General features: G+C 67.3%; 20 protein-coding genes. 11 read left to right on the top strand and 9 right to left on the bottom strand.

Features of this window, described 5'->3' with window-relative positions:
* Positions 1–10 precede the first annotated feature (10 nt).
* Positions 11–1,141 (bottom strand): ABC transporter substrate-binding protein, encoded by a 1,131-nt coding sequence (locus VK682_RS01805; protein ID WP_089842814.1) that lies wholly within the window; start codon positions 1,139–1,141, stop codon positions 11–13.
* A gap of 163 nt (positions 1,142–1,304) precedes the next feature.
* On the opposite strand from VK682_RS01805, the gene VK682_RS01800 reads away from it, so the two are divergent.
* The 5 genes from VK682_RS01800 (at position 1,305) to VK682_RS01780 (ending at position 5,147) form a co-directional block, all read left to right on the top strand.
* Positions 1,305–1,685: a winged helix-turn-helix domain-containing protein gene (locus tag VK682_RS01800; protein ID WP_230794815.1), complete on the top strand. Its 381-nt coding sequence runs from the start codon at positions 1,305–1,307 to the stop codon at positions 1,683–1,685.
* 67 nt (positions 1,686–1,752) lie between these two features.
* A complete protein-coding gene (modA, locus tag VK682_RS01795) occupies positions 1,753–2,514 on the top strand; it encodes a molybdate ABC transporter substrate-binding protein (RefSeq protein ID WP_230794813.1) in 762 nt (253 codons plus the stop codon).
* Positions 2,515–2,517: 3 nt separating this feature from the next.
* Complete coding sequence (gene modB / locus VK682_RS01790; protein WP_230794811.1) at positions 2,518–3,210, top strand: molybdate ABC transporter permease subunit; 693 nt, start codon at positions 2,518–2,520, stop codon at positions 3,208–3,210.
* A complete protein-coding gene (gene modC / locus VK682_RS01785; protein WP_230794803.1) occupies positions 3,207–4,328 on the top strand; it encodes a molybdenum ABC transporter ATP-binding protein in 1,122 nt (373 codons plus the stop codon). Before modB ends, modC begins: the two co-directional genes overlap by 4 nt.
* Before the next feature lie 93 nt (positions 4,329–4,421).
* Positions 4,422–5,147, top strand: coding sequence for a GntR family transcriptional regulator (locus VK682_RS01780; protein WP_089842797.1), 726 nt, complete (start codon positions 4,422–4,424; stop codon positions 5,145–5,147).
* Between the two features lie 4 nt (positions 5,148–5,151).
* Here the strand turns inward: VK682_RS01780 and VK682_RS01775 are convergent, their stop codons facing one another.
* The 5 genes from VK682_RS01775 to VK682_RS01755 all read right to left on the bottom strand — a co-directional run bounded on the left by VK682_RS01775 (position 5,152) and on the right by VK682_RS01755 (position 9,894).
* Entirely contained in the window at positions 5,152–5,790 is a 639-nt protein-coding gene (locus VK682_RS01775; RefSeq protein WP_230794799.1) for an aspartate/glutamate racemase family protein, read from the bottom strand.
* A 2-nt stretch (positions 5,791–5,792) separates the two neighbouring features.
* On the bottom strand, positions 5,793–6,632 hold the full coding sequence (locus VK682_RS01770) for an ABC transporter permease (protein WP_324781344.1): 840 nt from the start codon (positions 6,630–6,632) through the stop codon (positions 5,793–5,795).
* Positions 6,633–6,635: 3 nt separating this feature from the next.
* Positions 6,636–7,484 (bottom strand): ABC transporter permease, encoded by an 849-nt coding sequence (locus VK682_RS01765; protein WP_230794795.1) that lies wholly within the window; start codon positions 7,482–7,484, stop codon positions 6,636–6,638.
* A 116-nt stretch (positions 7,485–7,600) separates the two neighbouring features.
* Positions 7,601–8,866, bottom strand: coding sequence for an ABC transporter substrate-binding protein (locus tag VK682_RS01760; protein WP_089842995.1), 1,266 nt, complete (start codon positions 8,864–8,866; stop codon positions 7,601–7,603).
* A gap of 44 nt (positions 8,867–8,910) precedes the next feature.
* A complete protein-coding gene (locus VK682_RS01755; RefSeq protein ID WP_230794793.1) occupies positions 8,911–9,894 on the bottom strand; it encodes an ABC transporter ATP-binding protein in 984 nt (327 codons plus the stop codon).
* Between the two features lie 244 nt (positions 9,895–10,138).
* Here VK682_RS01755 and VK682_RS01750 point away from each other — a divergent pair, with 244 nt between their 5' ends.
* From VK682_RS01750 to VK682_RS01735, 4 genes are read left to right on the top strand one after another with little or no spacing between them, the layout of a single operon-like run.
* On the top strand, positions 10,139–10,837 hold the full coding sequence (locus VK682_RS01750) for a GntR family transcriptional regulator (protein WP_230795121.1): 699 nt from the start codon (positions 10,139–10,141) through the stop codon (positions 10,835–10,837).
* Between the two features lie 11 nt (positions 10,838–10,848).
* Positions 10,849–11,661 carry a GNAT family N-acetyltransferase gene (locus VK682_RS01745; protein WP_230794791.1) on the top strand — a complete coding sequence of 271 codons (813 nt, stop codon included), beginning with the start codon at positions 10,849–10,851 and terminating at the stop codon, positions 11,659–11,661.
* Between the two features lie 40 nt (positions 11,662–11,701).
* Positions 11,702–12,367, top strand: coding sequence for an SDR family NAD(P)-dependent oxidoreductase (locus VK682_RS01740; RefSeq protein WP_230794790.1), 666 nt, complete (start codon positions 11,702–11,704; stop codon positions 12,365–12,367).
* Positions 12,364–13,890 carry a cryptochrome/photolyase family protein gene (locus tag VK682_RS01735; RefSeq protein WP_230794789.1) on the top strand — a complete coding sequence of 509 codons (1,527 nt, stop codon included), beginning with the start codon at positions 12,364–12,366 and terminating at the stop codon, positions 13,888–13,890. Before VK682_RS01740 ends, VK682_RS01735 begins: the two co-directional genes overlap by 4 nt.
* Positions 13,891–13,996: 106 nt before the next feature.
* Here the strand turns inward: VK682_RS01735 and VK682_RS01730 are convergent, their stop codons facing one another.
* Together VK682_RS01730 and VK682_RS01725 are read right to left on the bottom strand one after the other, a co-directional pair.
* Positions 13,997–14,458 carry a DsrE family protein gene (locus VK682_RS01730; RefSeq protein WP_089842775.1) on the bottom strand — a complete coding sequence of 154 codons (462 nt, stop codon included), beginning with the start codon at positions 14,456–14,458 and terminating at the stop codon, positions 13,997–13,999.
* 82 nt (positions 14,459–14,540) lie between these two features.
* Positions 14,541–16,025, bottom strand: a complete 1,485-nt coding sequence (locus VK682_RS01725) for an MORN repeat-containing protein (RefSeq protein ID WP_230794788.1) — start codon at positions 16,023–16,025, stop codon at positions 14,541–14,543.
* Between the two features lie 148 nt (positions 16,026–16,173).
* On the opposite strand from VK682_RS01725, the gene VK682_RS01720 reads away from it, so the two are divergent.
* Positions 16,174–17,808, top strand: a complete 1,635-nt coding sequence (locus tag VK682_RS01720) for a nitrilase-related carbon-nitrogen hydrolase (RefSeq protein ID WP_230794787.1) — start codon at positions 16,174–16,176, stop codon at positions 17,806–17,808.
* A gap of 6 nt (positions 17,809–17,814) precedes the next feature.
* Here VK682_RS01720 and VK682_RS01715 read toward each other — a convergent pair whose 3' ends face one another.
* On the bottom strand, positions 17,815–18,204 hold the full coding sequence (locus tag VK682_RS01715; protein ID WP_089842986.1) for a metallopeptidase family protein: 390 nt from the start codon (positions 18,202–18,204) through the stop codon (positions 17,815–17,817).
* Between the two features lie 145 nt (positions 18,205–18,349).
* Here VK682_RS01715 and VK682_RS01710 point away from each other — a divergent pair, with 145 nt between their 5' ends.
* Positions 18,350–18,901 (top strand): 2OG-Fe(II) oxygenase, encoded by a 552-nt coding sequence (locus VK682_RS01710; RefSeq protein ID WP_324781343.1) that lies wholly within the window; start codon positions 18,350–18,352, stop codon positions 18,899–18,901.
* Positions 18,902–18,946 lie beyond the last annotated feature (45 nt).

Below are 18,946 nucleotides of genomic sequence, written 5' to 3'. Positions count from 1 at the left end.
GCGCCTGCCCTTACATCTTGCACTCGGCCTCGTAGGCATGGCCGCGGTCGGTGATCGCGGTGTCGACGATCTGGTTGGTCAGGATGTCGCCCTCGCGCACCACCTCGCGCACATACAGATCCTGCACCGGGTGCTGGCTGGCGTTGAAGCTGAACTTGCCCCGGACGGAGTCGAAATCGGCCTCCATCAGCGCGGCGCGGAACGCCTCGTCATCGCTGACCTCCGCCTTGTCCATGGCCGAAAGCAGCAGGTTGGCGGTGTCATAGCCCTGCGCGGAATAGAGCGAAGGCAGACGGCCATATTTCTCAGAATAGGCGGTGACGAAGGCCGCGTTGGCGGCATTGTCCAGATCCTTGCTCCAGGACGAGGTGTTCTTCACCCCCAGCGCCGCATCGCCCACCGCCTGCAGGATGTTCTGGTCAAAGGAAAAGGCCGGGCCGATCAGGGGCAGATCCACGCCGCTGTCGGCATATTGCTTGAGGAAGGAAATCCCCATGCCGCCGGGCAGGAAGAAGAACACGCTGTCGGCGCCGCTGGCCCGGATCTGCGCGATCTCTGCGGCGTAATCGGTCTGGCCAAGGTCGGTATAGATCTCCCCCGCCAGCTCACCTTCGTAGAAGCGCTTGAAACCGTTCAGCGAATCCTTGCCCGCAGGATAGTTGGGCGCAAGGATGAAGCTGTTGGCAAACCCGGCCTTGGTGGCATAGGCGCCCGCCGCCTCGTGCAGGTTGTCATTCTGGTAGGACACCGAGAAATAGTTGGGGTTGCAGCCCGCGCCCGCCAGCTGCGCCGGGGCGGCATTGGTGGACAGGTAGAACAGCCCCTGCGCGGTGGCGGCGGGCACCACGGCCATCGCAAGGTTGGACCACACGATGCCGGTCAGCACGTCGACCTTTTCGGACTGGATCAGCCGGTCGGCCAGCTGCACCGCCACATCGGGCTTCTGCTGGTCATCCTCGATCACCACCTCGACATCGTCACGGCCCGCCTGTTCCAGCGCCAGCATGAAGCCGTCGCGCGTGTCGATGCCCAGACCGGCCCCGCCGCCCGACAGCGTGGTGATAAGCCCGACCTTGACCTCGGCCATGGCGGTGGTGGCGCAGGCGGCAAGCGCCACCGATGCAAGCAGCTGTTTCAGCATGTGTCGTCTCCCTGTTCCCGGTCGGCGCAGCTCTGCGGGCGGCCTGACCTCTGGCGCGCAGTTTTCGTCAGCGCGCCCGGAAAGACAATGCCTGCCATGCCTGTGGCGCCGCTTTTGCGCCGCCATCTTGTCAGACCTGCCGGGATGGCGGACAACCGGATCCATGACAGAGGCCCCAAAAGACAGCGACGCCCCCCGGATCCGCCTGCGGATCCTGTTGGGCACCGATGCGATGCTGGGGCCGGGCAAGGCCGATCTGCTGGATCTGATCCGCCAGACCGGATCCATCGCCGCGGCGGGGCGGGCCATGTCCATGAGCTACAAACGCGCGTGGTCGCTGGTCGAAGAAATGAACGGCGCCTTTCGCGAACCGCTGGTGGACAGCAGCCGGGGCGGCGCCAAGGGCGGCGGCGCCCGGCTGACGGAAACCGGCGAACTGGTGCTGGAGCAGTATCGCAAGATCGAGGAGATCGCGACCGAAGCCGGGGCGGCACGGATCGGGCTGCTGCGCTCCCTGCTGCGCGATGTGGCCGATGGGAAATAACGCTTGCCGTGTCGGGGCGCGATTGCGATATGTTTTGCCATACCTGTCGCCAGGGAGAGGAATCCGCATGCCCGTCCGTCATGTCCTGCTGCCCGCGCTTGCGCTGCTGCTGCCGGGGCTGGCCCATGCCGAACAGGTCACCGTCTTTGCCGCCGCCAGCCTGAAAAACGCCATGGATGACATCGTGGCCAGCTATCAGGCGCAGTCCGGTCACAGCGTGGTGGTGTCGCTGGCCGGATCCTCGGCGCTGGCCAAGCAGATCCAGCAGGGGGCCCCCGCCGACATCTTCATCTCTGCCAATCCCGACTGGATGGACCTGCTGAAGGCGGAGGGGCTGCTGGAAGACGGCTCGCGCCGCGATCTTCTGGGCAACAGCCTTGTGCTGGTGGCGCATGGCACGGATGCGGCGCCGGTCACGATCGGGCCGGATCTGGATCTGCCCGCCCTGCTGGGCGAGGGGCGGCTGGCCATGGCTCTGGTCGATTCGGTGCCTGCGGGCATCTACGGCAAGGCGGCGCTGGACCATCTGGGCCTCTGGCAGGAGGTGGCACCCTCGGTCGCGCAGTCGGACAATGTCCGCGCCGCGCTGGCGCTGGTCGCCACCGGCGAGGCGCCGTTTGGCATCGTCTATGCCACCGATGCCGGGGCAGAGGACCGCGTGACCGTGGCGGGCCACTTTCCCGCTGACAGCCACCCGCCGATCCTCTATCCCGTTGCCGATCTGGCCAACCGCGACAGCGCCGCCGAGGAGGATTTCCTGACCTATCTGCAGGGGGCCGAGGCCCGCGCCGCCTTCGAGGCGCAGGGTTTCACCGTGCTGGCCGACTGACGCATGGACTGGCTCGGCCCCGAGGAAACACAGGCGCTGCTGCTGTCCCTGCGCGTATCGCTGTGGGCCACGCTGCTGGGGCTGCCGCTGGCGGTGTTCGTGGCCTATGCGCTGGCGCGCTGGCGCTTTCCGGGGCACGCTCTGCTGAACGGGCTGGTGCATCTGCCGCTGATCCTGCCGCCGGTGGTGACCGGCTATCTGCTGCTGCTGACCTTCGGCACGAAGGGGCCGGTGGGCGCTGTGCTGCAGGACTGGGGCATCGTGCTGGCCTTCCGCTGGACCGGGGCGGCGCTGGCGGCGGGGATCATGGCCTTTCCGCTGCTGGTCCGCGCCATCCGCCTGTCGATCGAGGCGGTGGATCCCAAGCTGGAACAGGCGGCGGGCACGCTGGGCGCCTCGCGGCTGATGGTGTTCCTGACGGTGACGCTGCCGCTGATCCTGCCCGGCATCGTCGCGGGTGGCATTCTGGGCTTTGCCAAGGCGATGGGGGAATTTGGCGCCACTATCACCTTTGTCTCCAACATCCCCGGCCAGACCCGGACGCTGCCTTCGGCCATCTATGCCTTTCTGCAGGTGCCGGGGGGCGATGCCGCCGCGTTCCGGCTGGTGCTGGTGGCGGTGGCGGTGGCGATGACGGCGCTGCTGCTGTCGGAATGGGTGGGGCGGCGCGTGGCGCGGCGGGTGGCCGGGCAATGACGCTGTCGGTTCACGTGAAACATTCCTTTCCGGCCTTCACGCTTGACGCAAGCTTCGAGGCGCCGCCGGGCATCACCGTGCTGTTTGGCCGCTCCGGGTCCGGCAAGACCACGCTGGTCAATGCCGTCGCCGGGCTGCTGCGCCCCGAGCAGGGTCGTGTCGCGGTCAACGGGTGGGAGCTGTTCGACACCGGCGCGCGGCGCTGGCTGCCGCCGCACAAGCGCAGGCTGGGCTACATCTTTCAGGAGGGGCGGCTTTTTCCGCATCTCAACGTGCGGCAGAACCTGATGTATGGCCGCTGGTTTGCCCCGCGCGACGCGCCACGCGCGGAATTTGGCCGCGTGGTCGATCTGCTGGGCATCGGCGCGCTGCTGGACCGGCGGCCCGGCGCGCTGTCAGGCGGGGAAAAGCAGCGGGTGGCCATCGGGCGTGCGCTGCTGGCGGCCCCGCGCCTGCTGCTGGCGGATGAACCGCTGGCAGCGCTGGACGAGGCGCGCAAGGCCGAGATCCTGCCCTATTTCGAACGGCTGCGTGACGAGGTCGCGATCCCCATCCTGTTCGTCAGCCATTCCGCCGCCGAGGTCGCGCGGCTTGCCACCACGGTCGTGGCGCTGGAGGCGGGGCGGGTCACCCGCGCGGGCCCCGCCGCCGAGGTGCTGGCCGATCCCGCCGTCACGCCTTTGGGCGCGCGGGCGGCGGGGGCGGTGCTGGGGGCGGTGGTGCTGCGCCATGCCGAGGACGGGCTGACCGAACTGGGCGCGGGCGGGCTGACGCTGGTGGTGCCCCGGCTGGACGCGGCCCCCGGCACCGCCATGCGGCTGCGCATCGCCGCGCATGACGTGATCCTGTCGCGGGAGGCACCGGTGGGCCTGTCGGCGCTGAACATCCTGCCCGGCACGATTCAGGACATCCGCAGCGGCGACGGACCCGGGGCGCTGGTGTCGCTGGACACTGCGGCGGGGCGGGTGCTGGCGCGGATCACCCGCCGCTCGGCGCAGGTCATGGGGCTGGAGCCCGGGCAGGTCTGTCACGCGGTGGTCAAATCGGTGGCGGTGGCCCCCGATGATGTGGGCGGCGGCCCGGGGATGTCTGGTCTTCGCGGCCCGGGATCGACCTGAATTTTAGTGTCTGGTGATCCGACCTTGATCTGAAACCGTATCTTTCTTTTCAGCTTCGGCTAGAAAGGGTCAGTTCGTTTTCGGGTGTCAGCCATGGACAATCTTGCCAGAGCCACCTTCGACCCGACGGCGCCGCTTGCGCCTCAGATCTATGCCTATCTGCGGGCGCTGATCACGCGCAACGCGGTCTATCCGGGCCAGCCGCTGGCGGAACAGCGGCTGGCGCTGCGGCTTGCGGTGCCGCAACCCGCGCTGCGCGAGGCGATCCTGCGGCTTGCGGGCGAAGGGCTGGTCGATCTTTGCCCCGATGGCAGCCCGAAGGTGGGGCGGATCTGCATGTCGGGCGTGGTGGGGGCGCGGTTCCTGCGCGAAGCCATCGAGGCCGATATCGTCAAGGCAGTGGCGGAGCGCGCGGATTTTGCGCTGATCACCGAATTGCGCGAACAGATCGTGCGGCAGAAACTGGTCTGCGGGCGCGATCCGCGCAGCATGGTGCATCTGGATGAACGCTTTCACCGCACGCTGGCCGAAGCGGCGGGGATGGGGCCGATCTGGCGCGATCTGGAGGGGCTGAAGCTGCGCATGGACCGGGTGCGGCACCTGTCGCCGGAGCCGCTGTCGCCGCAGCCGCTGATCGAACAGCACAGCGCCATCGTCGACCGGATCGCCATGCGCGACGTGTTCGGGGCCGAGGCCGCGATGCGGGGCCATCTGCGCGATCTGGTCGCCGTGCTGCCCGCGCTGGTGCAGCGCTTTCCCGACTATTTCGACACGCCGCAGGAGGATCCCGAAGGCCCGCCTCTGGTGCCGCTGCGCTGACGGGCTAGAGCGCGGGCAGCAGCCGGGCGGCGGATTCCACCCCGTCGAGGATGGGCAGCGCGAAGCGGCGGCGCAGGTCGGCGGTCAGCTTGGCCATGCCCGCGCAGCCAAGGATCACCGCATCGATCCCGTCCTCGGCCCGGGCGCGGTCCAGTTCGGCGGCGATGCGCGCCCCGGCGGCGGCGGGGTCGTCTTCCAGCGCCAGCACCGGCACGTCCGAGGCGCGGACCCGGCCCAGCAGCGGCGCAAAGCCGTAGCGCGCGATGTTCTCTTCAAGGATGGGCACCGACACGGCCAGCGTCGTCACCACGGAAAACCGCCACCCGCGCAGGGCGGCCACATGGCAGGCGGCCTGACAGATGCCCAGCACCGGCACCGCCGAGCGCGCCACCGCCTGATCCAGCGCGGTATCGTCGAAACAGCCGATGACGATGCCCTGCATCCCTTCGGCATTGGCGCGGTCCACCAGCGCCAGCAGCGGCGTCGTGGCGGCCTCGCCATCCTCGCGGCCCTGAATGGCGGGGGGCGCCTCGGTCGAGGTCCAGCCCTGAAACCCGGCCTCGGGGGCGGTGGCCTGCGCCACGGCCAGCATCGCCTCGGTCATGGACCGGGTGCTGTTGGGGTTGATGATGAGATGCGCCATGTTCAGACCATGCCCTTGCCCGCGTCGGATCCCTGCCGGGCGCGGCGGCGGTTCAGGCCCCAGACCGTCAGCAGGAACACCGCGATGATGACCAGCGAAAACGCCGTGGTCAGGGTGCCAAGCGCAAAGATCACCGGCGTGGTGACGTTGGTGGTCATGCCGTAGATCTCCAGCGGCAGGGTGTTGTAGCTGCCCGCCGTCAGCAGGGTGCGGGCGAATTCGTCATAGCTGAGCGTGAAGCCGAACAGCGCCACCCCGATCAGCGAGGGCGCGATGATCGGCAGGATCACGTGGCGGATCGTCTGCCAGTTGCTGGCGCCCTGATCGCGCGCGGCTTCTTCATAGCTTTTGTCGAAACGGTTGAAGACGGCGAACATGATGAGCAGGCCAAAGGGCAGCGTCCATGTCAGCTGCGACCCGAAGCCGGAACTGGCCCAGTGGATCGGCAGGCCCAGCTGGCTGAAGATCAGCCCGACCCCGAGCGAAATCAGGATCGACGGGATCACCAGCGCGGTGATGACCAGATAGAACAGCACCGCATTGCCGGCGAAGCGTTTGCGGAAGGCGAGCCCGCCCATGACCGACACCACCACCGTGGTCACCATGACCATCAGCCCCAGCGCAAGGCTGCGGCGGAAGCTGCCCCAGATGTCCCCCACCGCCTGCTGTTCGAAAAGGTCGCGGAACCAGTGCAGCGAGGTGCCGCGCATCGGAAAGGTCAGCCCGCCCTGCTGTCCCTGAAAGCTGAGGATCGCGATGGTGAAGGTGGGGCCATAGAGGAACAGCAGGAACAGCCCGAAAAAGCCGGCCAGCACATAGAACGAACGCGAGCGGGGTTCCATGGATCAAAGCTCCTTCCGGATGTCGACGAAGCGCAGCAGGATGCCGATGACCATCAGCACGGTGACAAGCAGCACCACCGCCGTGGCCGAGGCCGAGGGATATTGCAGCAGGGCGATGTCGTTCTGGATGAGCCGTCCGACATTGGCGGACTGGCTGCCCGACATGAAGCGCACGGTGACAAAATCGCCCATCACCAGCGTGATGACAAAGATGGTGCCGATCATGATGCCCGGCTTGCAGAGGGGAATGATGACATTGGTCAGGGTCTGAAACCCGGTGGCGCCTGCGTCATAGGCCGCCTCGATCAGCGATTTGTCGATGCGCATCATGGTGTTGAAGATCGGGACCACCATGAACAGCGTGTAAAGATGCACGAAGGCAAGGATCACCGAGAAATCGGAGTAAAGCAGCCAGTCCAGCGGTTCCTCCGTCACCCCCATGGAGATCAGCGCCGAATTGGCGAGCCCGTTGCGGCCCAGAAACGGGATCCACGAGATCATGCGGATGATGTTCGAGGTCCAGAACGGGATGGTGCACAGCAGGAACAGCGCGATCTGCCATGTCTGGCTGCGCACGTGGAAGGCAAGGAAATAGGCCACGGCAAAGCCGATGCCCAGCGTGAAGACCCAGACGATCAGCGCGTATTTGATGGTGGTGCCGAACACCCGGTAGGTGACCGGAGAGCCGAACAGGAAATCGTAATTTTCCATCGAAAACGCGGGGATGATGGAAAATTCCGTGGCCTTCCAGAAGCTGACCACCACGATCATGGCGATGGGCAGCACCAGAAACAGGATCAGCACCAGCGACAGCGGCGAGGCCAGCAGCCAGCCGGTCAGATGTCGGGACATGTTGCCTGCGCGCATGGAACCTCCGGGGCGGCGGCGCGCCGGGGCGCGCGGATCAGGGGCCGCATCCCGGGCACAAACCGGGATGCGGCGGGTTCGTCAGGACCAAGGTGTATCGGTCAGGCCGCGACGAATTCGTTCCACTTGCGGACCATGTACTGGTTTTCGTCCATCACGGCGTTCCAGCAGGCCACGGCGCCCATGCGGTCCTGGAAGGATCCGCCGTCGCGCACCTCGCCGGGCTGGGCCATGGCATCGCCGAAGGGGTTGGTGATGACTTCGGTGGCTTCCTTGCCCTCGAACCAGTAGCCCCATTCGTTTTCCGACATGTAGGCCTTGGAGGTTTCCGGCACGGCGGAATAATAGCCCTGCCGCATCAGGAAGCCGCCGACCCAGCCGTCGAGATACCAGTTGATGTATTCATAGGCCGCATCCAGTTCGAGCCCGGACAGGTTCTTGGACAGGCCGATCCCGCCGCCCCAGCTGCGATAGCCTTCCTTCAGCGGCTGATACACGCAGTCGATGCCGCGCGATTTCACGGCGGTGATGGCAGGGGACCACATGGACTGGATCACCACCTCGCCGGAGGCCATCAGGTTCACCGACTCGTCGAAGGTTTTCCAGAAGGCGCGGAACTGCCCGGCTTTCTTGGCCTCGGTCATGATCGCCATGGTGCGGTCGATCTCGTCGCGGGTCATGTTGCCCTTGTCGCCATAGGCGATTTCGCCCATCGCTTCGCAGACCATGGCCGCATCCATGATGCCGATGGAGGAAATGTCGAGGATCGAAGCCTTGCCCTTGAATTCCGGGTTCAGCAGTTCGGCCCAGCTTTCGATCGGGCGCCCGATCAGGTCGGGGCGGATGCCCAGCGTGTCGGCGTTGTAGATCGTGGGGATCAGGGTCATCCAGCCGGATTCCTCCTGCACGAAATCGGTGCCGCCGGGACCGGAGGTGAAGCCCACCGTATGCGGCGCGGTGCCCTGCGCGATGGTGGAGTCGGGGTTGAGCTTGCCATCGCGGAAAATGCCGACGATCTTGTCGTAATTCTTGATCTTGCTGGTATCCATCGCCTGCAGGTTGCCGGTCGGCCAGACCTTCTTGCAGATCCAGTATTCGATGTCGGCGATGTCGAAGCTGCCGGGCTGGGTGGCGGCGCGCTGGGTCACCGCGTCGGAATCAAGCGCGGTCATCTCCAGCGTGAAGCCCAGTTCCTCTTTCACCTTCTGGCCCACCTCGTTGAGGTTGGACACGCCGGTGCCGAACTGGCGCAGCGTCACGTCCTTGATGTTCTGCGCCCACAGCATCGGCGCCGGGAAAGTGCTGGCGGCGGTGGCGGCGGCGGCGCCTTTCAGCAGGCCGCGGCGGCTGAGTTTCGTGGTGGTCATGGTCATCTCCCTGATGTCGGTCTGTTTTTTAGATTATGGCCCGCTCAGGCAGAGAGCGGGTGCAGCGCCTCGTCGTCCCAGACAAGGCCCACCCCGTCGCCGGGGGATTTCGGATCGGCGTAGAACTGGTGTTCCGGCACGAAGGCGGTGATGTCCTGATCGCCGGTGGCGATCACCGTGACCGCGACATGGGTGCCCTGAAATTCCACCGAGGTGACGCGCCCGCCCAGTCTGGCGCCGGGTTCCGGGGCCAGCCGGGTCAGATCGTTGCGCAGCGCGAAATGGCCCTGCGGCAGCGCGATCACGTTATGCCCGCCCATGAACCGCGCGACAAATTCGGTGCGCGGCGCGTTGAACACGTCGCGCGCGGCGCCCGCCTGTTCGATGACCGCGTTGTTCATCACCACGATCTCGTCGGCCAGCGCCAGCGCCTCGTCCTGCCCATGGGTCACATGCAGGAAGGTGATGCCCAGTTCCCGCTGCAGCCGCTTCAGCTCGCCGCGCATCCGCACGCGCAGGAACGGATCCAGCGCCGACAGCGGTTCGTCCAGCAGCAGGATCTGCGGTTCGGTGATCAGGGCGCGGGCCAGCGCCACGCGCTGCTGCTGTCCGCCCGACAGCTGCGCGGGCAGGCGTTCGGCGTATTTGGTCATGTCGACCAGCGCCAGCATGTCCATCGCGCGGGTGCGGCGGGCGGCAGCGTCCATGCCTTTCATCTTGAGGCTGAAGGCGACGTTGTCGGCCACGCTCAGATGCGGGAACAGCGCGTAGCTCTGGAACATCATCGCCGTGCCGCGCTTGGCCGGGGGCAGGTGGCTGATATCGGCGCCGCCCAGCAGGATCGACCCGTCGCTGACCGTCTCGTGCCCAGCGATCATCCGCAGCGTCGAGGATTTGCCACAGCCCGACGGACCCAGCAGGCAGGCATAGACGCCCGGCTTGAAATGGTGGTGGATGGCATGGACCGCGACCGTGTCGCCATAGCGTTTGGTCAGGCCCACCAGCTCCAGATCCAGTCCCTTGCGCATGACACCCCCTGCGTTGCTGTCCCGATCATGCGGAGGCTTTCTGGCGCCCGCAAAGCGCCGCCTGTGTCCGGCCTGTCTCCGCTCCGTGCGGCGCCTAATATTTGACCGATCCGGACGCGGAATGTGCGCTTTTTGACTTCTGATTGTATACGATCATGCAGCACATCACATCCAACCTGCCGCCTCTTGTGATTCTGCCGCCCCTGCGAAAAGACTGCCGCCAAAGGAGCAGGGCATGGGTGTCATGGCAGAACCGGGACAGGACCGACGCAGCAGGGCGCCGCGCGCGCGGTCAGTGGCCGACTCCCTGACGCTGGCCATTCACGAACACCGGCTGGCGCCGGGGCTGAAGCTGAACGAGGACGAGGTGGGCGAGATCTTCGGGGTCAGCCGCACCATCGTGCGGTCCGCCCTGCAGATGCTGGCGCATGACCAGCTGGTCAGCATCGAACCCAATCGCGGCGCCTTTGTCGCCGAACCGTCGATCCGCGAGGCCCGCGAGGTGTTCGAGGCCCGCGCCCTGCTGGAGCCGCGCACCGCACGCTCTGCCGCCGAACGGGTCACCCCCGCCGACGTGACGCTGCTGCGCCGCCATAATGACGAGGAACACGCGGCCCTGCATCGCGGGGATTACGGCACGGCGCTGCGCCTGTCGGGGCAGTTCCATCTGGAGATTGCCCGCATCGCCGATCAGGCTACCATCGCCGGGTTCATCGCGCAGCTGATCTCGCGCAGTTCGCTGGTGATCGCGCTTTACTGGCGGAGACCGAATGCCATGTGTGAAACCCATGCCCACGAAGCCCTGCTGGGGGCGCTGGCCCGCGGCGACGGCCCGCTGACCGAAGACTTGATGAAGGGCCATCTGCTGGACCTGCTGTCGCTGCTGGATCTGCGAGAGACCCCGCCGCCGCCGCAATCCCTGCGCGAGGCGCTGAACGGATGATCCCGCGTCAGATGACCAGAACCGAGCTGGAGACCGCGCTGGACTGGGCGGCGGCAGAGGGCTGGAATCCCGGGCTCGACGATGCCGAAGCCTTCTGGCAGGCCGATCCGCAGGGGTTTTTCGCGATGGAGGATCAGGGCCAGATGGTCGCCGCCATCTGCGTGGTGAACCACGATCAGGCGATGGCTTTTCTGGGGCTTTATATCTGCGAACGCAGCTATCGCGGGCGCGGCTTTGGCCATGCCCTGTGGCAGCACGCGCTGGGCCATGCCGGATCGCGCAGCGTGGCGCTGGATGGCGTGCCCGCGCAGCAGCAGAACTATGCCCGCTCGGGCTTTGCCCCGGCGGGGCGCACCGTGCGTCTGGCGGGCCCGCTGCCTGCGGGCGAGGCGACGGGCATCAGCCCCGCCCGGCTGGAGGATCGCGCCACGCTCAGCGCGCTGGAAGCCAAGGCCTGCGGCTATTTCAAGACCGCCTTTGACCAGCAGTGGTTCAGCGACACCCACAGCCGGCACACGCTGGTGCATCATGATGGCGGGGTGATCGACGGGCTTGTGACGCTGCGCGCCTGCCGCGACGGGTTCAAGGTGGGGCCGCTGGTCGCGCCCTCCACCGAGGTTGCCCGCGCGCTGCTGGCCGCCTGCGCGGAGCAGAGCGGTGGCGCGCAGGTGATGATCGACGTGCCGGATGATGCGCGGGATCTGGCCGCGCTCTGCGCCGATCTGGGGCTGCGGCAGGTGTTTTCCACCACGCGCATGTATCGCGGCGCAGCACCCATGACCGGATCCGGCCTGCATGCCGTCGCCACGCTGGAGCTGGGCTGAGCGCGCTTGATTGCGCGCCCGCCGCTGCTAGCTTCGCGCCATGGAAAATGCACTTGTCATCGGATCAAGCGGCGGCATCGGCGCCGCGCTTGTCGCGGCCCTGAAGGGGCGCGGCGTGGCCACCACCGCGCTGTCGCGGCGCGAGCACGGGCTTGACGTGACCGACGAGGCGTCGGTGTCGCAGCATCTGGAGGCGCTGGAGGGGCCGTTCGACCTGATCCTTGTCGCCACCGGCGCGTTGGAGATCGGTGGCGCCGCCCCGGAAAAGACGCTGAAGACGCTGGATCCGCAGGCCTATCTGGCGCAGGCCGCGCTCAATACGCTGGGGCCGATGCTGGTGCTGAAACACGGGCTGCGGCTCTTGCCCCGCGACCGGCCCGCCACCTTTGCCGCGCTGTCGGCGCGGGTGGGGTCGATCGGGGATAACGCGCTGGGCGGCTGGTATTCCTATCGCAGCGCCAAGGCCGCGCTGAACCAGATGCTGCGCACGGCCTCGGTGGAACTGGCGCGCAGCCACCGGCAGCTGGCCTGCGTGGCGCTGCATCCGGGCACCGTCGCCACGCCTTTTACCGAAGCCTATCTGGGCCGCCATCCCGCCGTGCCCCCGGCGGAGGCGGCGCAGAACCTGCTGCGGGTGATCGACGGGCTGACCCCGGCCCAGACCGGGCAGTTTTTTGACTGGCAGGGCAAGGCCGTGCCGTGGTGAGCCGCCTTGTGCTTGTCCTTGGCGACCAGCTGAGCGAGGATCTGGCGGCGCTGCGCGAGGCCGATCCCGACCGGGACGTGGTGGTGATGGCCGAGGTGGCGGCAGAGACGGGCTATGCGCCGCATCACCCCAAAAAGATCGCGCTGGTGCTGGCCGCCATGCGCAAATTCGCCGCCCGCCTGCGCGATCAGGGCTGGACGGTGCGCTACACGCAGCTGGACGATACCGAAAACGCGGGCTCCGTCCCCGGCGAACTGCTGCGCCGCGCCGAAGAAACCGGGATCAGCCGCGTGCTGGCCACCGAACCCGGCGAATGGCGGCTGATCGAGGCGCTGCGCGATCTGCCGCTGGACGTGACCCTGCGCGAGGATGACCGCTTTCTGTGCTCTCACGCGCAGTTTCAGGACTGGGCGAAGGACCGCAAGAGCCTGCGCATGGAATGGTTCTACCGCGACATGCGCCGCCGCACCGGGCTGCTGATGGATGGCGACCAGCCCGAAGGCGGCACATGGAATTACGATTCCGAAAACCGCAAGCCGCCGCCCGGGGGCATCGGCCATTCCGGCCCGATGAAATTCACTCCCGACGCCACGGTGTCAGAGGTGCTGGATCTGGTCGAGGCGCGCTTTGCAGGGAATTTCGGCACGCTGCGCCCGTTCCATTTCGCCACGGATCAGGCGCAGGCGCGGCGCGCGCTGGCGCAGTTCATCCGTCATGGCCTGCCGGAATTCGGCGCCTATCAGGATGCGATGCTGGACGGCGAGCCGTTCCTGAACCACGCGCTGATCTCGCCCTATCTCAACATCGGGCTGCTGTCGCCGCTGGAGGTCTGCCGCGCCGCCGAGGCGGCCTATCGCCGGGGCGAGGCGCCGCTCAATTCGGTGGAGGGCTTCATCCGCCAGATCATCGGCTGGCGCGAATATGTGCGCGGCATCTATTTCCTCGAAGGGCCGGACTATCCCCGCCGCAACGCGCTGAACCACCAGCGCAAGCTGCCGCCGCTTTACTGGGGGGCAGAGACGAAGATGCGCTGCCTGTCGCGTGCGGTGGAACAGACCCGCGACGAGGCCTATGCCCATCACATCCAGCGGCTGATGGTCACCGGCAATTTTGGCCTGATCGCGGGCATCGACCCGGCAGAGCTGCACGAATGGTATCTGTCGGTCTATGCCGATGCCTTCGAATGGGTGGAGGCGCCGAACACCGTGGGGATGAGCCAGTTTGCCGATGGCGGCATCCTCGCGTCAAAACCCTATGTGTCCTCGGGGGCCTATATCGACCGGATGTCGGATTACTGCCGCCCCTGCGCCTATAAGGTGAAGGACAAGACCGGCCCCGAGGCCTGCCCGTTCAACCTGCTCTACTGGCATTTCCTGACCCGGCACCGCGCGCGGTTCGAACGCAACCCGCGCATGGCCAACATGTATCGCACATGGGACCGGATGAAGGCGCCGCATCGCGACACCGTGCTGGCCGAGGCCGAGGCCTTTCTGGACCGCCTCTCGGCTGGCAAGACCGTCTGAGGCTTCTTCTGACCCCAAATATCCCGGGGTGAACCGGCCCGCAGGGCCGGGAGGGGCAGAGCCCCCCGCAGGGAATAGGAGGGGCAGCGCCCCTCCGGCGCTGGTCTCAGGGCTTGATATAGGTGAAGCCCGCCATCTGCAGCTTCGACAGTTCCGCCACGCCCGAGGGCACGATGTCGTCTTCCCAGACGTCATAAAGGTCGCTGGAATAGTCGATGTCGCGCCCGGCCAGCGTGTTGTTGCAGACGACAAAGCGCACGCCCTGCGATTTCAGCCCGCCGACCACGGTCTGCAGCCCGGTATCCTCCAGCGCGGCCTGCAGCAGGCCCAGCCCGTTGCCATGCATCACCACCTGCACCTCGATGGCCTCCGCCCCCACGGCGTTGATGTGGTTCTGCACGTTCTGCAGGGCGCCGCGATAGGCGCGGTTCTCGTCTCCGCCCGACTCGTTGATGTGATAGACCACCTTCTGCGTGCCATAGCCCGCAGGCTGGGCCGTGCCACGGCTGGCGGCGGCGACAAGCGGCAGCCCGGCGCAGAGCCCGGCAAAGATGCGGCGTGAAATCATGATGACCTCCCTGATATGTCCGGTTCCAAGACGGGCAGACTAGCCCGTTCCGGCCCGGGGGCAAAGCCCGGCGCGCGCCCGCCTAGTCCTGCGGCGTCTCTGGCGTGTCGGGCGCCGCCTCTTCGGAGCCCGCCCCCGCCTCGGCGTCCGGCTCGGCGCCCTCCACCGGGGTGGCGGTGGTCAGCACGCCATTCACCCAGTCACCCGAGGTTTCCTCGCCGGTGGCATAGCGCATGGTGCCCTCGCCCTGACGTTTGCCATCGCGGAAGGTGCCTTCGTAGACATCGCCATTGGCATAGGTGGCGGTGCCCTGACCCTCGATTTCGCCATTGGCCCACGACCCGACATAGCGGAACCCGTCGGGCATCACGATCTCGCCCTGTCCATGGCGCTGCCCGTCGCGGAAGGCGCCGGTATAGACCGTGCCGTCGGGATAGGTGGCGGTGCCCTGACCGTGGCGTTCGTTGTCCTGCCATTCGCCGTCATAGCGGTAGCCGTCGGGATAGGTCATGACACCCTGCCCGTGATTGCGGGCGTTGCGAAAGCTGCCCTCATAGACCAGACCGTTGGCATAGCGCGCGGTGCCGCGCCCCTCGATCACGCCATCGACCCAGTCGCCCTCATAGGTGGAGCCGTCGGGATAGGTGATCTTGCCGGTGCCGTTGGGCAGGACATTGGCAAAGCTGCCGGTATAGACCGAACCGTCGGGATAGGTCACCGTGCCTTCGCCCTCGATCTGGCCCGCGACCCAGTTGCCGTCGTAGACATAGCCATCGGCGCCCCGGAAGGTGCCGCTGCCCTGCCGCTGGTCATTGTCGAAGCTGCCTTCGTAGCTGTCGCCATTGGCATAGGTGACCCGGCCCTGACCCTCGCGGCGGCCATCCACCAGATCGCCCTCGTAGATGTCGCCATTGGGCTGGGTCAGCTTGCCCACGCCGTCGATCTGGCCGCCGCGCCACATGCCTTCGTAGACCAGCCCGTCGGGCATGGTCAGCGTGCCCCGGCCATCGCGCAGGCCATTGGCCACCCGGCCCTCATAGACCGAGCCGTCGGGATAGGTGATGACGGCATTGCCTTCCTTGACGCCGTTGACCCAGTCGCCGTCATATTCATAGCCGTTGGGGCCGGTCATCGTGCCGCGCCCGTGATGCAGCGCGTTGCGGAACGCACCTTCGTAGCGCATGCCATTGGCATATTGCATCACGCCGCTGCCGGTGATCTTGCCGTCGAGCCAGCTGCCGTCATAGGTGCCGCCATCGGCAAAGACGATGCGGCCGGTGCCCTCGGGCTTGCCCTTGGCAAAATCGCCCTCATAGACCGAACCGTTGGGAAAGCGGGCCGTGCCCCGGCCCCGGATCTCGCCCTCGACCCAGTCGCCCTCGTATTCATAGCCGTTGGGCAGCCGGTAGGTGCCGGTGCCATGCTGCAGCCCGTCCTGAAAGCTGCCCTCGTAGACGCCGCCATCGTCATATTGCTTGGTGACGATCTCGCCGTCCTGCGCGGCCAGCGTCGTGGCCAAGGCAAGTGCTGTGGCCAGCGGGAGGATCGTTCTGCCTGCGATCTTCATGCGCGTTCCTTGCCATATGCCTCTGGAGTTTGCACCGGAACGTAAACAACCGCCTCTTTGCTGACAATCTCTTTTGCCCGCCGCTGCTTTTCCTCCGGCGCCGTTCTGCTATGTCGGCACGCGGAAGTGACCAGAAGGACCAGCGCCGATGGCCGACCGTTTCCGCCTGACCATGGCGCAGCTCAACCCCATCACGGGCGATCTGGCGGGCAATGCCGCCCGGGCGCGCAGCGCGTGGCAGCAGGGCCGCGCGGCGGGCGCCCAGCTGGTGGCGCTGCCGCAACTCTTCCTTTCGGGCGGGAATGCGCAGGATCTGCTGCGCAGCCCCGCCTTCACGCAGGCCTGCATGGACACGGCCCGGCAACTTGCCGCCGACTGTGCGGAGGGCCCGGCGCTGGCCATGGGCTGCCCGTGGATCGACGGCCCCCGGCGATATGACGCCTATCTTGTCTGTTCCGGCGGGCGCATCACCGCCTCTGTCTTCCGGCATCACCTCGGGCCGTCCGAGGACAGCCGCCACTTTGACAGCGGCCCCATCGGCGGCCCCTACGCGCTGGGCACGCTGCGTCTGGGCTCGCCCATCGGGCAGGACGCATGGGACGAGGATGTGGCCGAAACCCTCGCCGAAACCGGGGCAGAGCTGCTGCTGGTGCCCGATGCCGCGCCGTATCAGCGGGGCGGGCAGGACATCCGGCTTGCCCATATGGTGGCCCGCGGCATCGAAACCGGGCTGCCGCTGGTCTATCTCAACATGGTGGGCGGGCAGGACGACCAGATCTTCGAAGGCGGATCCTTCGTGCTCAACCCCGGCGGGCAGGCGGTGCTGCAGCTGCCGGTCTTCGAGGAAGCCGTGGCCCATCTGGATCTGCTTCGCAGCCCCGAAGGCTGGCGCGCGGCGGAGGGCGTGTTCGTGCCGCGTCCCGACGATCTGGAGCAGGACTATCACGCCATGGTGCTGGCGCTGCGCGATCACTGCCGCAAGACCGGCCAAGACCGCGTGCTGCTGGGCCTGTCGGGGGAGGCGGGGTCCGCGCTGGCGGCCAGCATTGCGGTGGATGCGCTGGGCGCGAAGCATGTGCGCTGCGTCCTGCTGCCGTCACAGCAAAGCCCCGCCGCCGCGCTTGAGGAGGCCGAGGCCTGCGCGCAGGCGCTGGGCTGCCGCTGCGATGTCCTGCCCGTGGACGGGGCGCAGGCCGCGCTGACCGCCACGCTTGCGCCGCTCTTGGGCAGCGCCGGGCCCGGTCTGGCCGGGGAGTCCCTGCAGCCCCGCCTGCGCGCGCTGCTGCTGGGGGCGCTGGCGACCGGGTTCGGCGAGAGGCTGCTGACCCCCTGCAGCAAGACCGCGCTGGCGATTGGCGAGGCCACCGCCCATGGCGCCGTGGCGGGCGGCTACAACCCGATCAAGGATCTGTATCAGACCCGGATCTTCGACATCTGCCGCTGGCGCAACGCGCAGCACCGGCCGTGGATGAGCGGGCCGGATCATGCCCCCATCCCGGTGGGGCTGCTCGCCGCCCCACGCGCAGCCCAGACCGGCCGCCATGCCCTGCCCGAAGGCCCGGTGCTGGACGGCATCCTGCAGATCCTTGTCGACCGGGACGGCTCCGTCGCCGACTGCGTGGCGGCGGGTTTTGACCGCGCCGGGGCGTTGCAGGTGGCGGATCTGTTGCATCGGGGTGAAGGCGGGCGCGCCCTCACCCCGCCGGGGGCGCGGCTGTCACCCCGGGCCTTCGGCAAGGACCGCCGCTATCCCGTGGCCCACCGCTGGCGCGATCCGGGCTAAGCGGCGCTATTCCCACCAGCGGTCGATGGTGGCGATGTCATCGTCGGACCAGCCGAAATGATGCGCAAATTCATGCACCGTGACATGGGCCACCAGATCCTCCAGCGTCACGTCGCCCCGGTCGCGCCATTCCTGCAGGATCGGTTCGCGGAAGATCCAGACCGTGTCCGGATAGGGCGCGGGCCAGCTTGGCGATTTTTCGGTCATCGGGATGCCATCGTACAACCCGGTCAGATCCAGCGGATCGTCGATCTCCATCTCGCGCAGGATCTCGGCGGGCGGCCAGTCCTCGACGCGCAGCACCACGTCGCGCGCGGCAGCGCGGAAGGGGTCGGGCAGGGTGTCGAGCGTGGCACGGGCCATGCCCTCGAAGGCGGCAAGATCTGGGTCTGACATGCCTGCCATATGGCGTGGCGGGACGGCTCAGGGAAGGGGCGCGTTCACGAAAAGGAGATGTCGGTTTCTGCAGACTCTGTCGCAAATGGCGCAGCGCCCCGGCAGGCAGGGGGCTAGCTCCGCCCTCCTGACAGGAGCCCGTCCCATGATCACCGTCCACAGCATTCCCGACGCCTTTTCCGAAACCGACTGCAGCCGCCTGATCGAGATCGCCCGCGGGGCAGAGGCCTCCGACGCCCGGCTGGTCGGCCAGCAGCGCGCCCATAACCTGCGCCGCGCCGATCTGGTCTGGCTGGACGACGTGCCAGAGACCGGCTGGGTGATGGACCGGATCATCGAGCTGGTGCGGCAGGCCAACCGCGACACCTATGGCTTCGATCTGGACGCGTTCGATGAAAGCGCGCAGGTCGCCCGCTATGGCGCCGAACGCGAGGGCCATTTCGACTGGCATTCCGATGTGGGCGAAGGGCGGCTTGCCTCCCGGCGCAAGCTGACCATGGTGGTGCAGCTGTCGGAACCCGACGCCTATGAGGGCGGCGGGCTGGAGGTGATGCCGTCCAGCCATGTGGTGACGGCGGTGCGCAGCCGCGGGCAGGCGACGCTGTTTCCGTCCTACCTGCTGCACCGGGTCACGCCGGTGACCGGCGGCGAGCGCTTCTCGCTCACCATCTGGGCCCACGGTCCGGCGTTCCGCTGACCCTTTGCCAAGGGGGTGACGGGGGCGGCGGCGGCCCGCAGGGCC

The organism is Salipiger marinus, from assembly GCF_035481585.1.
GTDB lineage: Bacteria > Pseudomonadota > Alphaproteobacteria > Rhodobacterales > Rhodobacteraceae > Salipiger > Salipiger marinus.
Note: the sequence above shows the minus strand (reverse complement) of the source record. Positions and strands in the feature narration are given on the sequence as shown.